A 14,926-nucleotide genomic window follows, 5' to 3' on the forward strand; every position below is an offset into this window, starting at 1 on the left:
ACTGTATCTCAAATGAAAATGATTATCAATAGCGATAAGATTAAAAATAAGTCATGTGGTTATTTTTTTATTGAAGAAAACGTAAATTAAACAGTAGATCCAACTGCGGAATTTAGGTAAAGTGGATTTTTACGATAAAATCACCTTTAAGAATTTAATTTAACCTAGGAGTAGAAATGCGTTTGAATCAATGGATGACTTATATTGCGGTGGGATCGGTGCTTGCTAGTACCCCTGTTTTAGCAGCAAAACCCCCTGTTCATGAACAGTTGCAAGTCCCTCAATGTCTTGCAGCAAAAATTACTACTCCTTATGAAGTCTTGGCAGAAAATAAACAATTTAAGATTATTGATATTTCTGCAGCTGATGTAAATGCGCTAACTCATCTGGCCGATCAAGCGAATTGTGGCCGTTTTGTGAATGTAAGCCACCACATCATCGGTTCTTTACTGCCGGCAAAAAAGCAATCCGCACAACGAATCCTCCAGAAAAAAACCATTAAAGTAGCGCAACCATCAAGCACTGTTTATGAAATCAAACATCAAGATGAAGTTAATGCGGCATTACAGAATGTGCTGCCATCTAATATCTGGAATACTTTAATACGCCTGACTTCATTTCATAACCGTTCAGCGACCAAGGATACGGGCGTCGATGCAGCAAAATGGTTGAAAAAAACCTTTGATGATATGGCTGAAGCGAGTGGTCGTACCGATACAAGCTCATTTTTCGTGAAAACAGGCAGTTATTATAAGCAACCCTCTTTAGTGACGGTCATCGGTAAAGACATCAATGCGCCTGCTGTGGTGATTGGTGCCCATATGGATACACTTGATGGTCGTATGCCGGGTGCTGGAGATGATGGAAGTGGTTCCTCATCAATTATGGAAATGACACGGGTTTTATTATCGTCAAATACCAACTTTAAACGTCCGATTTACATTATTTGGTATGCTGCTGAGGAACGAGGTTTAGTCGGCTCCCAATATGTCGTCGAACACTTTATGGATAACTCCATCCCAGTAAAAGCCGCGATTCAGTTTGATATGACCGGCTATCGTGTAAATCCTAAAGATCCAACCATGTGGGTATTTACCGATTACACCGACCAGAGCTTAAGCAATTTTGTGGCCGAATTAATTAGCACCTATGTTCAGGTTCCAGTTGCTTATTCAGAATGTGGTTATGGTTGCAGCGACCATGCTTCTTGGGATGAGGTGGGAATTCCAGCCGCGTTCCCCTGTGAGTCTAATTTTGAAGACCACAATCCTTACATTCATAGTTCACAAGATACTATGGACCGATTAAGCCTTGAGCACATGACTAATTTCTCTAAATTAGCCTTGGCTTTTGCGATTGAAATGGCTTCTGAGTAACTTTGTTCCGGCGTCCCGCGGCTTGTCCGCGGGATCCGAATGCTGTGTTAAATATGAGACCCACGAACAAGTTGAGGGGTGTAGGCAGCAGTGATTGAGAAACAGATGAATGCATGAGGTGGTTTTTTTCTTTAATAACATGTGAGATGTAATGATGAATCGAGCAGTAAATAAACTAGGGCTATTTCTGGGTATCATATTAAGCAGTATGACGTTCACCGCAAGTGCGGGTAAGCTTCTTCCTCCCTGGTACCTATTAAATAATCAGTTAAGTGCGACCTTAAATGCTGATCCATGTGTGAAGGTGAGTGATTTAACTGGTGATGGGCTTGAAATGGAAATCAAAGTCACTGTTTGTAATGAGGATAAAGCACATGCATTAGCCTCTTTCATCAATCGTGTTCATGAATATGGGGATAAATTAGCAGTTACTGTAAAGGTTTATTCATCTGATTCTGTGCCTGTCGAAGCAAATGCACCCAGTTCTCCAGATGAAGCTGCAGAGTTGCTTAATCAAGCACTCAAAGGGAACAAATATTTTGTGAGAGCAGGCGTTGGCACAAGATACTTCGATGAGGCTGCATTTGCACTCTTTAAGCCGATGATTGTTCAATATTATTCTGATGATCTCAGTGATTGGTATCTCTATACAAATGAAGTAGCCGCTAAAGCCTTCGGGGCTGTGCTTAATCTGGATCCTTATCTGGAGGGGGCTATTAAGGTGTATGCGAGTACTGAAATTCCTGAAGAAGTTAAAACTAATTAAGTATTTTTGTAGTCTGGGTTAGGCGAAGCCGTAACCTGGATTTTCAGATGGCAATTTTCCAAGCCCCTGCCTCTTGAGCACATCTTGGCTCAAGAGGCAGCAGTCTAAATCCCTTCAATGCGTTACGCACCTAAAAAAGCCAACCACAAACTTGCCTAACGCTTAATATATTAATAATATTATTGTGATAGAATATATAAAAAACAGTTGGCTTTCATTTTGTCCAGTAAACTAATGACCGTATGTATTTAGGAATTTGCTATGCCCAAATGTAATCTTGGATTATTACTCAGCGCTGCACATCTTGTTTATCGTGTTGTGGGGGAAAATAATGATTTGCGGGAAGAGCCTCGTGAGGGGTATGTCTCTACCAAGCAATTAACAGATGATATTGCTAAATCAGGCTATGAAATAGCTGTTAAAACAAATGCCCAGGTAAAAAATTCTAATGGCTTAACTGCAGTTCGTCTTGAACCAAAAGATAACGAATCACCTATTATCATTTCTTTTAGAGGGACGGACTCTATGAGAGATGTGATTGCTAATATGAATTTAATGTTGACAGGTACCGTAGGAAAAAAATTACAGGAAGAGGCTTTTTCATTTTATACAAAAACAAAAGAAAAATATCCAAACAGAGAAATAATCCTGGTAGGACATTCTCTAGGAGGACACTTGGCTCAATATGTAGGAGCTCGAGCGTATGACCAAGATTCAGACTTGAAAAAAACAAGGCGTTTACATGTTCGAACGTTTAATACCGCACCTGTCGATTCATTTCACGGTCGAAGGTTGTATAGCAGTTCTTCCGCGTCTGTTTTTAATCAATTTTGTAACTATAGGCTGGAAACTGACACAGTAAGTCGAACCTCGACGCAACGCTATTTTATTCAGCCCGTTAGACAATATTATGGGAACACCTATTCTTTTCGTACAGATAAAAATACGCTTGCGGCTCATCCTTTGAGGGCGATGAGAGAAGTTCTCCCTGATTCAGTAAAGAATCTGGAAATAGGGGGAACCGATAAAGTGCAGAGAGATTTGAATACCCTGAAAGAAGCTGTTATAGGTGTAAAAGAAGCCTATGCTGTCCACATAAAGGGACAATGGTTTTCTAAGTATAGAATGGGTAGTCATAATAAAATAAATATAGATATAGCGTTAGACAAAGTTACTGAGGCATTAAATGAGACTCCCCCCAATTTCAAAGCCGCAGAAGAGGAGTTAGAGTCTGCCCAGAACAAAGTGCGAGGACCTACATCGCAACATTGCTTGCAATGTTTACTAGACAATGTTCATGATGTTCAAAGGCAAGATGAATTGTCTAAACTCTCGAAACCGGCAAGTGAGGGTGTCCAGGCTACTGAAGCGCAGCCATCCACGCCCTATTTACAGATGTAATAGCCCAGGGGGCTTCAAAAGCATGTCATCCAGAGGAGTTTAGGACGAAGGGGCTCCTCAATAGAGTACAGTATTTGTCCATAACGTATATGCCGCACCCCTGAGATCCCTCGCTTTGTTCGGGATGACTAGCTCAGCACGAAGGATTTGTTGTCTGTTTAAATTGGTGCATTAGCCAATGGTGGACAATGATATTCTTCAGTGATCTCATTTTCCGGGTTGACTGCTTGCAAAACGATGGGAAATTTCCATAAGGAATAAAGATGCTTCAGCACATCCACGGTAGTATTACCTAGAGGCACTCTGTTTTGCTGAGTGTATCGTAAGGTCATTGAGCGATCACCTTGCAAGTCAACAGAATAAACTTGAATATCAGGTTCTAAGTAACCTAAATTGTATTGCCGTGATAATGCTTCTCTTATTTTTTGATACCCTATCTCATTATGAATTGCATTAACATACAAATCCGGGCTGCGATCATCATCTACGATATGAAATAATTTTAAATCGCGAATTAATTTAGGTGATAAATATTGGGCAATAAAACTTTCATCCTTGAAATGACGCATGGCGTTATCCAGGCTGCTTAGCCAATCGGTATTGGCTAAATAAGGGAACCATGCTTTATCCTCTTCTGTAGGATTTTCACAAATCCGTTTGATGTCCTGCATCATATGATATCCCAAAGTGTAGGGATTAATGCCACTATAATAAGGACTGTTATAAGACGGTTGCATTATGACGTTGGTATGGCTTTGTAAGATTTCCAACATAAACTCATCGGTAACCAACCCTTCATCATACAGTGCGTGTAAAATGGTATAGTGCCAAAAGCAGGCCCATCCTTCATTCATCACCTTGGTTTGGCCTTGTGGATAAAAATATTGGGCCATCTTGCGTACGATACGCACGATCTCTCTTTGCCATGGTTCTAACAAGGGCGCATTTTTTTCAATAAAATATAAAATATTTTCTTGTGGTTCTTCAGGGAAGCGTTTTTTCTTTGTCTCTTCGGCGACTTGTCTACTTTGTGGGATAGTTCGCCATAATTCATTGACTTGGGATTGCATGTAAATTTCGCGGTTTTGTTGGCGAATTTTTTCTTCCTGTATGGATAAAGGAGCAGGGTGCTTGTAACGATCCACACCATAGTTCATCAGTGCATGACAGGCATCCAGAATTGCTTCCACTTCATTGATGCCATAGCGTTGTTCGCAATCACTGATGTATTTTCGTGCAAATACTAAATAATCAATGATCGCATCTGCAGAGGTCCACATCTTAAACAAATAATTATTTTTAAAAAAAGAGTTATGGCCATAACAAGCATGAGCAATCACTAAAGCTTGCATGGCCATAGTATTTTCTTCCATGAGATAAGAAATACATGGATTTGAATTAATCACGAGTTCATAGGCCAAACCCATTTGCCCCCGTTTATAACTTTTTTCAACACCGACAAAATGTTTGCCAAAAGACCAATGATGATAACCAATAGGCATGCCTACGGAAGCGTAAGCATCCATCATTTGTTCAGCAGTAATCACTTCTATTTGATTGGGATAGGTATCCAACTTAAAATCTTTAGCAATGCGCGCAATTTCGCGATCGTAGTCTTGAATTAATTCAAAGGTCCATTCTGCACCAGTGGATAATGGCTTCTTCTTTTTCATGCAGTTTTCCTTTTAAATAGCTCATGAAATACGGGATAGATGTCTGCGACCGTATCAATGTTCTCCATAGCAAAATTAGGGTAGCACTCTTTCACCAGTTGATAGACTTCCCATAAACTTTGATGATGGCGTGGCATGATTTCTATGTATGCAAAATATTGTAATAAAGGCATAATTTTATCTTGCAGTAATTCCTGGCAATAGGGGGAATCTGCATTCCAATTATCCCCATCCGATGCTTGGGCTACATAAATATTCCAAGCCTCTGGAGGATAACGTGTCTCAATAATCGTACTCAAAAGCTCCAAGGCACTGGAAACTACAGTGCCTCCTGTTTCGCGAGAATAAAAAAACTCTTCTTCATTCACTTCTTTAGCGGATGTATGGTGCCGAATAAATACCAATTCTATTTTTTCATAATTTTTGGTAAGGAACATGTAAAGCAGAATAAAAAAGCGTTTTGCGATGTCTTTTTTCGCTTCATCCATGGAGCCTGATACGTCCATAACACAAAACATGACAGCTTGAGTGGATGGTGAAGGCACACGAACCCGAAAGTTGTAGCGTAGGTCGATGGTATCGATAAACGGCACGGTTTGTATTTTCCTTTTCAGGAATTCAATTTTTTTGTGCAGGTCTTTCAGGAGTTCAGTGTCTTGAATGGGTTGTGCTTGCAGTTGCTCTAATTCTTCTATCGCTTCTTTTAATTGTCTTTTATAGGGTGAGGCTAAGGCAACTCGGCGCCCAGTTGCTTGTTTCATTGAACGAAGCACATTAATATTGTTTGGAATACCGCTGGTGGTTACACCTGCCCGTACTGTTTTGAAGGTGCTAACGCGGGCCAATTCTTTCTTAATTAAATCGGGTAATTCCAGATCTTCAAAGTACAGATCGAGAAATTCCTCCCGAGACAATTCAAAAACAAAATTATCTTCGCCTTCACCACTGTCGCTGGCATTAGAACCATCTCCGCCACTACCCGAGCTGCCACTGGGTCTTCTAATTCTATCGCCGGTAATAAAATTATCATTTCCTGGGAGCACTCGTTCTATATGTCCACCTTGGCCCCGGTGAAATATAGGCTCAGAAATATCTTTGGCTGGAATCGTTATTTGCTCACCTTGATCAATTTCGGTGATACTTCGTTTGCCCACAGCATCGGAGACGGCTCGTTTGATCTGATTTTTATAACGACGAAGAAAGCGTTGGCGATTAACCGTACTTTTTTTCCCTGCATTTTGTCGTCTATCAATCAATTGCGACATAATTTAGCCCCAAATAATCTTTTATCTTACACCTATTTGTAGTTGAGTAAGGGTAAGAGCCTACTCAAGTAAGCGTCATCACGTAGATTCTCAACTACAAATAGCAGTACCCCTTGGCTTTCTCTCATGGGAGTGAAAGCGTTTTATTATTGTGACTTACGTACTCGCAAATACCATTCACAAAGCAAGCGTACTTGTTTGCGTGTATACCCTTTATCAATCATTCGAGAAATAAACTCTTCATGTTTTTTCTTATCATCTTCTGATGCTTTGGCATTGAAGGAAATTACTGGTAATAAATCCTCAGTATTGGTAAACATCTTTTTCTCAATGACGGATCTTAATTTTTCATAACTATTCCACACTGGGTTCTTACCACGATTATTGGCACGAGCACGTAAAACAAAGTTTACGACTTCATTACGAAAATCTTTCGGATTAGATATTCCTGCGGGTTTTTCTATTTTTTCGAGTTCTTGATTTAATAAAGCACGGTCAAATATTTCTCCGGTATCAGGATCTCGATAATCCTGATCTTGAATCCAGAAATCAGCATAGGTGATGTAACGGTCAAAGATATTTTGTCCGTATTCAGAATAGGATTCTAAGTAGGCTGTTTGAATTTCCTTACCAATAAATTCGACATACTTGGGTGCCAAATATTCTTTGATGAAACCTAAGTAAGATTCCTGTACTTCCTGGGGAAATTGCTCTTGCTCAATTTGGCGTTCTAATACATACATTAAATGGACAGGGTTTGCAGCAACTTCACTGTGATCAAAATTGAACACCTTGGAAAGAATTTTGAAAGCAAAGCGAGTGGATACCCCACTCATTCCTTCATCAACGCCGGCAAAATCACGATATTCTTGATATGATTTTGCTTTGGGATCAGTATCTTTTAAGCTTTCTCCATTGTACACACGCATTTTAGAATAAATGCTGGAGTTTTGAGGTTCTTTTAAGCGAGTTAAGACTGAAAATTGCGCTAACATGTCCAAAGTTCCTGGAGCGCATTGCGCATGAGTTAGCGAACTGTTATCAATAAGTTTTTGATAAATTTTAATTTCTTCAGAAACTCGGAGACAATAAGGCACTTTCACTATATTAATACGATCTATAAATGCTTCATTGTTTTTATTGTTTCTAAATGATTGCCATTCAGATTCATTCGAATGCGCTAAAATAATTCCCTCGAATGGAATGGAAGATAAACCTTCAGTCGCATTGTAATTGCCTTCCTGCGTTGCCGTTAATAAGGGATGCAATACTTTGATTGGCGCTTTGAACATTTCGACAAATTCTAAAAGACCACGGTTTGCGCGACACAGTCCACCAGAGTAGCTGTATGCATCAGGATCGTCTTGGGAAAAGTTTTCTAATTTACGAATATCAACTTTACCTACTAAAGATGAAATATCCTGATTGTTTTCATCACCAGGCTCTGTTTTGGATACAGCGATTTGTTTTAAACGCGAAGGTCTGACTTTAACTACTCTAAATTGACTAATATCCCCATTGTATTCATGTAATCTTTTAACTGCCCAAGGTGACATCAAGTAACGCAAGTATCGAGAAGGGATTCCAAAACGTTCTTGGAGTAACTCGGCATCTTCAGTTGGATTAAATAAAGACAATGGCGATTCAAATACAGGTGAACCTTTTATGGCATAAAAAGGTATTTTCTCCATTAAATCTTTTAATTTTTCAGCAATAGACGATTTACCGCCTCCTACAGGTCCTAAAAGATAAAGTACTTGTTTGGTCTCTTCCAGGCCTTGAGCAGCGTGCTTTAGAAAACCGACAATTTGCTCTATGGGTTCTTCCATACCATAAAAATCTTGGAATACCGTATATCGTGGGATGATCTTATTGGAAAAAATTCTTGATAAAATAGGATCATGGCGTGTATCAATCATTTCAGGCTCGCCTATAGCCATGAGCAAGCGCTCCGCTGGATTGGCATAGGCAGACGGGTCATTTTTACACAATTCCAGGTATTCCTCCAAACTCATCTCTTCTTCTTTGTTATCTACAAAGCGTTTGGTATAGCTGGTTAAAAAGTCTTGAGTATTCATATGCCATCCCCTTTTATCCTTATGAAGGATATCTTGTGTTTCTTTACATTTATTGCATTTTATTGGTAAAAGCAATAAGTGAAATTTTCAGCTAACTTCGTAATACTTATAAAGATTGACCTAAGAAGTTACCCCTTTATAATCATTATAGGCTAAACTAAGAAAATTGTTATATAACTCAATAAACTTAATCGCTTTTTTCAAAGGATGTACTAATCATGCCTGACACGACCGTTTATTTAAAAAACTACCAGCCCCCTTTTTTTGCAATTGAGACTGTAAATTTAAATTTTGACCTCTATGATGATCATGCTTTAGTCAGTAATGAACTTAAATTAATTCGACAACATGAAGGTTCTTTGCACTTATATGGTGATGAGCTGGAATTGGTTAGTGTGCATATGAATGGTCAAAAACTGGAGCCCTCCAACTATGTCCTGCAACCTGATGCACTCATTATTGAAAATTGTCCGGATGAGTTTACATTAAAGATAGTCACGCGTATTTACCCACAAAACAACACCCAATTATCTGGACTTTATCGTTCCAATCATTTGTTTTGTACCCAATGTGAGGCAGAGGGGTTTCGCCGCATTACTTATTTTCTTGACCGTCCAGATGTACTTACGACTTATACAACTCGTATTTCAGCGGATAAAAAGCAGTATCCAATTTTATTATCTAATGGAAATTTGATCGACACCGGGGCGACTGCGGATGGGCGTCATTGGGTGATTTGGCAGGATCCCTTTAAAAAACCATCCTATTTGTTTGCTTTAGTTGCAGGTGATTTAGCTTGGATATGCGATAAATTCGTGACCAGCTCTGGGCGTACCATTGATTTACGTATTTATGTTGAGCCAGGAAATGAAGATAAGTGCATGCACGCGATGGAATCATTGAAAAAATCCATGCGCTGGGATGAAGAGGTCTATGGTCGTGAATATGACCTCGATATTTTTATGATTGTCGCAGTCAGCGATTTTAATATGGGTGCTATGGAGAACAAAGGATTAAATATTTTTAACTCTAAATACATTCTCGCCCGACCCGATACCGCAACGGATCAGGATTTCGCTGATGTTGAAGGGGTTGTTGCCCATGAATATTTCCATAATTGGACCGGCAATCGGGTCACCTGCCGCGATTGGTTTCAGTTAAGTTTGAAAGAAGGCTTGACTGTTTTTCGGGATCAGGAGTTTTCTCGAGATATGAATTCTCGAGATGTTAACCGGATTATGGATGTTAGGGCGTTACGAAGTGCGCAATTTCCTGAGGATGCGAGTGCTATGGCGCATCCTGTCCGACCAGAGTCTTATCAAGAAATCAATAATTTTTATACCGCAACCGTTTATAATAAAGGTGCTGAAGTTATTCGTATGCAGCATACATTACTTGGAAAAGACGGTTTTCGACGGGGTATGGATTTATATTTTAAACGTCACGATGGTCAGGCAGTCACTATTGATGATTTTGTTGCGGCGATGGAAGATGCCAATCACTTTGATTTAACTCAATTTAAACGATGGTATAGTCAAGCGGGAACCCCAGAAGTACTTGTGAGCAGTGAATATGCGCAAGGACAGCTAACCATCAAGATGCAACAAAATTGCCCGCCAACTCCTGAGTGCCACGATAAAAAACCATTTCATATCCCCATTCGGTTTGCACTATTTGATGCTCATGGTCATCAGATAGCAGTCGATAAAGATATTTTGGAATTAAAGGAAAAAGAACAAAGTTTTACTTTTACGGACTTGAAGGAAAAACCCGTCATTTCATTATTACGTGAATTTTCTGCGCCGATTAAATTAAAACAGGATTTGAGTCAAGACGAGCTACTCTTTTTATTACGTTATGAAACCGATGGGTTTGCCAAGTGGGATGCAGCGCAAAATCTGATTCTAAATAGCATAAAAGAATGTTTGGCTCAACCCGCTAACACATGGAAAATCCCTTCTGCTTTAATTTCTGCTTTGCAGCATGTATTGCTTGATGATTCTCTGGATGCTGATTTACGGGCAGAATTACTCACACCCCCTGGTTTTGAGGACGTTGCTACGCAATTAGATAGTGTGGATGTGAGTGCCGTGGAAAATGTTCGTGATTTTTTCCATCAGCAATTAGGATGGTATTTATATGAAACAGCCCAATCACTCTACCAACAGTTATGGCAAATTGAAGATCATCGCATGAATGGCCTTGCTTATGGGCGCAGAAAATTGCGTAATGTGTGCTTATGGCTCATGATGAAAGCTAAAGAAGCTGCCACTTTAGAACGGTGTGAGCAGCAGTTTATAGCCGCACAAACTATGACTGATCAAATCGCCAGTTTTTCTTTACTGGTTAATTCCACCAATCAAGGGTTGCGTGAACAGGTCATTGAAGATTTTTATAAGCAATGGTCTAAAAATGATCTGGTATTAGATAAATGGTTTGCCATTCAAGCGATGAGTGAGCTCCCCGAAACATTAACCCATGTTAAGGTGTTACTCAAACATTCTGCTTTTTGTATTAAGAATCCAAATAAAGTCCGCGCATTGATCGGCGCATTTTGTATGGGAAATCCCCGAAACTTTCATGCCTTAGATGGAAGTGGCTATCGTTTTCTAACTGAAATGTTAGTGACGCTGGATAAAATTAACCCACAAATTGCCGCCCGTTTAGCCAATCCATTTACGCGCTGGAAACGTTATGACCAATCCAGACAAGAGCTGATGCGAGAGCAACTGCAACAATTGGCAAAGCTGGAGTTATCACGTGATTTAGCGGAGGTTGTTTCTAAAAGTTTGCTGGTAGGCTAGCGAATCGATTGGTGCTAGAGCCTGAGTTATGCGAAGCCGTAACCCAGGCTAGAAGCTTCATTTCCTATCTCAAAATCAATACGGCTTCGAACCAGGCTACAATAGCTTGGTATCTCCATTGAACCATAATAGGAGGATAAGGTGTCTCAACGTTTTGCAGTTATTGGTAATCCTATTGCACATAGTTTATCTCCGGTTATTCATCAATGTTTTGCTAAACAAGTGAACATACAACTGACTTATGAAAAGATTAAGGCCGATGACCCATCCTTTGAACGGTTAGTATCTGATTTTTTTGCTCAAGAGGGTAAGGGACTCAATATTACTTTACCTTTCAAACAACGAGCTTTTGAAATGGCGCTGCAGCGTAGTTTTCGTTGTAATCAAGCTGGAGCAGCGAATACCTTATGGATGGAAGGCAACCAATTGCATGCAGATAATACCGATGGTATTGGGCTTATTCGTGATCTGAATCATTATATTTCTGTGGAAGGCAAGCGTATCTTGATATTAGGTGCTGGAGGGGCCGCACGTGGGATAGTGCATCCCTTATTGGAAAATAGTCCTAAGGAACTGATTATTGCCAATCGTAGCTTAGCTAAGGCGGAAGAATTTCAACGAGCTTTTCCACAAACAAAATGTGTGGGTTTTAATGAGATTAAAGGGCACTTTGATTTAGTGATTAACGCAACTTCCGCTAGTTTGGCCGGGGAATTTATAGCTTTACCTGATGAGTGCATGTCAGCCAAGCCATTTTGTTATGATTTGTCCTACAAACAACACAGCACAACTGCTTTTGTTCAATACGCTAGAGCACTTAATTGTGATGCGGCAGATGGTTTAGGAATGTTGGTTGAACAGGCTGCAGAGGCTTTTTTTATTTGGCATAAGATTATGCCGGAAACCAAAGAGGTCCTGACGTTTTTACGTACATCAACTCAGCTGTGATACATGTGTGGCCTGGGTTAGATGAAGCCGTAACCCGGGGCCCTAGAGCGAGTTACTCAAAAAAGGCAATAACTTCTTTGGCATTATTAATCGTATCTTGGAATCCTAGCTCAAGCAATTCTCGTGTGTAGTCTCGTTCAAACAGTACAAAACTTAAAAGATCGCCGGAATGTTTTTTTTCTCCTAAGAAATTGAGAAGATACCGAAGCAATGTCGGTAATGCTTTAAAGTGTGCTTGTGCTAAAGGAGCAAGGTCTTTACTAGGACGTAAATGCAATGTGGTAATCGGACGCCATGGGGAGCGGCGCTTTTTCCATATTGACAGCAGCATGGCAATTTCGTTCATGCGATTGACCATTTCAATGTCACGGTCAAGATTGTCCAAAAAAAGCGCATTTAACATGTTTCCAAAAATATGAGAAAAGGGAATGTCGTCATGATTGCGTAAATTTTCTTGTTCAACAAATGTAGGCAGTGCTCGAGTTCCTAAAATTAGAATTTTATCTACTTCGAAACGAATGGAGCCACGAAGAGGGGCAGCCAAGCCTACACTCCCATCTCCATAATGAAAGCCATCAAGCAAAACTGTGGGAAAAAATAAAGGCAAGGCACTGGATGCTAAAATATGTTCTGCCTGGAAACTAACCCGTTTGCTTCCATGTCGTGGATAATTCCAGTCTACGAACTCAGGACGGTTGTGTTCATAAAAAGAAACAGTTTGACGTGTCTCATAACAGTTACTGATTATTTCTAAAGTATCGAGGTATCCATTATTTATATTTTGCGCGATCTTGTTGAAATCAAGTCCATCAGCAATCATTTCTCTCAGTGGCGTCGTGTCCAGTAGATGAGCCGCCTGTCGTTGTTTAATCATCATTGTGCTCATATTGCGCACAACAGATTTGCTTAATGCTAAATTACTGGCTCGGTATACTTGTTGGCAATGAATTTCACTCCAAATGGTCTCCAGTTTATCAAGTGCAGTTGGGAAGTCATCGGCGTTTTCTGCAAGTACTGCCGCATTCATACTCCCGACACTAACCCCACTCACCATTTCAAAAGGTAATGTTTTTACTTGTAAAATATGGCCAATTGCTTTCAAAACACCTGCTTGATAGGCGCCTCGAGCGCCGCCACCTGCCAAATAAAGGGCTTTTTTAGACATAATGATTATTTTTATCGCATTTATTTAGTATCTATCTGAAATATAGTTGAACTTACGCTGGATTAGCAAGTTCTCATTTTTAGTGTGAAAAAAATTTACACAAGTGCAGCGAAATCGGATATTATATCTTTTCGTCATAATGAGCTATTACTGAGCATGATAGAGTCTGAGATTGCGAATACGATACATGAAGCAGCTGTAATTCTTAAGGAGATACAGCGCTCAGTCGATTATGATGCAGAACTTTCGATTTCTACGTTCGACTCTGACAAAGTCTCAAAAAAAGTAGTATTGATCTCACAGATTATCAAAGCTACAGGTGATTCAAGCAAAGCAATGATGCAGATTGGTTCTTCCGCTAGAACCTTTCAGAATATTCCACCAACAGAATCACTGACTAGCGGATTGAGTGCCGGCTCAATTATTGTGGCTGTATTAGATTTTCTACTCATTCCTTTTATTTATCTTTCTTGTTATCTACTCAATACAAAAATTCCGGTAACCCGGGAGAATAATGCGAAGTGGTTTATTTCTGGGGTATTGTTTGCCCTGGCCATCACGTCGATTGCTGTCCCTGCCATAGCCGTAGGCATTGCCTTTACAACAGTTTCAATCTCCTTAGCTTTGAGTTTGTTTTTATTGGCGAAGACCCTTCATGAATACTATCAAGTAAGTAAAGAAAGAAGGGCAATTAGAAAATTGCTTGCCAGTGCTGAAATTGAAATGGAAGAGATTCAGAAGAAGGCAGTTGGATTGACAATTGCATTAAAAGAAGTGGGCACTAAGTTTGAGTTGATTTCGCTATGTACTGAAATTGGAGTGCTTCAAGAAGCTTTTGCGGCACAAAAAAGACACTTACTTGAACTTAAGTTAAAAGAATTCGATTTAAATAATAAACTAGAGAATGCCAATTTGATGCAAGTAATGACTAAAAGCGTTGCTTTTAGTTTATCTGCACTGGGCTTGATTGGTTTGATTGTCTCTCTATTTTCCCCGCTAGCAGGTTTAGGAATACTAACTGCAGTATCCGCTATTTCACTTGCCTTTGTTGTGGTTCGTTTGGCAATACCGTTGTCGCAATTTATAAGTGGATGGATTCGTAGTACGTTCAACTCCAATGCCGCAAAAAGTGAGCACGCTGATACGTATGAACTTGATCATGAACTTTCAACGGATTTGATGTTAGAGCGTTTTTGGGGCAGCAAAGAAAATGCGCATGATATTTTCAAAATAGCGCCGCCCCAAGATATCGATTATTCATTAACGAGTACAGCACCACTATTTCAAACTGGAAAGAACGCTGCTGACCCTTCAATCATCAGTGGGTATCAACCCAATATGAATGGCTTGTCTTAACTTTTTCAACCGATAACCATTATATTGATGTATTTTTGTTTATCTATTTTTTTAGACTAAAGCGCATTGCAAAAAATTAAAAACTCCTTTAATT

General features: G+C 39.7%; 10 protein-coding genes. 6 read left to right on the plus strand and 4 right to left on the minus strand.

Annotated elements, in window-relative coordinates; all coding sequences use genetic code 11:
• The first annotated feature begins 176 nt into the window (after window positions 1–176).
• The 3 genes from lapA to ACF8MK_RS06640 all read left to right on the plus strand — a co-directional run bounded on the left by lapA (window position 177) and on the right by ACF8MK_RS06640 (window position 3,543).
• Window positions 177–1,376, plus strand: coding sequence for an aminopeptidase LapA (gene lapA / locus ACF8MK_RS06630; RefSeq protein ID WP_392538677.1), 1,200 nt, complete (start codon window positions 177–179; stop codon window positions 1,374–1,376).
• Between the two features lie 151 nt (window positions 1,377–1,527).
• Window positions 1,528–2,142 (plus strand): group-specific protein, encoded by a 615-nt coding sequence (locus ACF8MK_RS06635; protein ID WP_392538678.1) that lies wholly within the window; start codon window positions 1,528–1,530, stop codon window positions 2,140–2,142.
• A gap of 261 nt (window positions 2,143–2,403) precedes the next feature.
• Complete coding sequence (locus tag ACF8MK_RS06640) at window positions 2,404–3,543, plus strand: Mbeg1-like protein (protein ID WP_392538679.1); 1,140 nt, start codon at window positions 2,404–2,406, stop codon at window positions 3,541–3,543.
• A 158-nt stretch (window positions 3,544–3,701) separates the two neighbouring features.
• On the opposite strand, the gene ACF8MK_RS06645 is transcribed toward ACF8MK_RS06640, so the two are convergent.
• The 3 genes from ACF8MK_RS06645 to ACF8MK_RS06655 form a co-directional block, all read right to left on the minus strand.
• A complete protein-coding gene (locus ACF8MK_RS06645) occupies window positions 3,702–5,216 on the minus strand; it encodes a SpoVR family protein (RefSeq protein WP_265703525.1) in 1,515 nt (504 codons plus the stop codon).
• Window positions 5,213–6,481 (minus strand): YeaH/YhbH family protein, encoded by a 1,269-nt coding sequence (locus ACF8MK_RS06650; RefSeq protein WP_265703524.1) that lies wholly within the window; start codon window positions 6,479–6,481, stop codon window positions 5,213–5,215. Before ACF8MK_RS06650 ends, ACF8MK_RS06645 begins: the two co-directional genes overlap by 4 nt.
• 146 nt (window positions 6,482–6,627) lie before the next feature.
• Window positions 6,628–8,559 (minus strand): PrkA family serine protein kinase, encoded by a 1,932-nt coding sequence (locus tag ACF8MK_RS06655; RefSeq protein ID WP_392538680.1) that lies wholly within the window; start codon window positions 8,557–8,559, stop codon window positions 6,628–6,630.
• 218 nt (window positions 8,560–8,777) lie between these two features.
• On the opposite strand from ACF8MK_RS06655, the gene pepN reads away from it, so the two are divergent.
• Complete coding sequence (pepN, locus tag ACF8MK_RS06660) at window positions 8,778–11,363, plus strand: aminopeptidase N (protein WP_392538681.1); 2,586 nt, start codon at window positions 8,778–8,780, stop codon at window positions 11,361–11,363.
• A 141-nt stretch (window positions 11,364–11,504) separates the two neighbouring features.
• Window positions 11,505–12,311 (plus strand): shikimate dehydrogenase, encoded by an 807-nt coding sequence (gene aroE / locus ACF8MK_RS06665; RefSeq protein WP_392538682.1) that lies wholly within the window; start codon window positions 11,505–11,507, stop codon window positions 12,309–12,311.
• A 52-nt stretch (window positions 12,312–12,363) separates the two neighbouring features.
• Here aroE and ACF8MK_RS06670 read toward each other — a convergent pair whose 3' ends face one another.
• Window positions 12,364–13,476, minus strand: a complete 1,113-nt coding sequence (locus ACF8MK_RS06670) for a patatin-like phospholipase family protein (RefSeq protein WP_392538683.1) — start codon at window positions 13,474–13,476, stop codon at window positions 12,364–12,366.
• 156 nt (window positions 13,477–13,632) lie between these two features.
• On the opposite strand from ACF8MK_RS06670, the gene ACF8MK_RS06675 reads away from it, so the two are divergent.
• Window positions 13,633–14,832, plus strand: coding sequence for a hypothetical protein (locus tag ACF8MK_RS06675; protein ID WP_392538684.1), 1,200 nt, complete (start codon window positions 13,633–13,635; stop codon window positions 14,830–14,832).
• The last annotated feature ends 94 nt before the right edge of the window (window positions 14,833–14,926 follow it).

The organism is Legionella sp. 227, assembly GCF_043161935.1.
GTDB classification, from domain to species: Bacteria; Pseudomonadota; Gammaproteobacteria; order Legionellales; family Legionellaceae; genus Legionella; species Legionella sheltonii.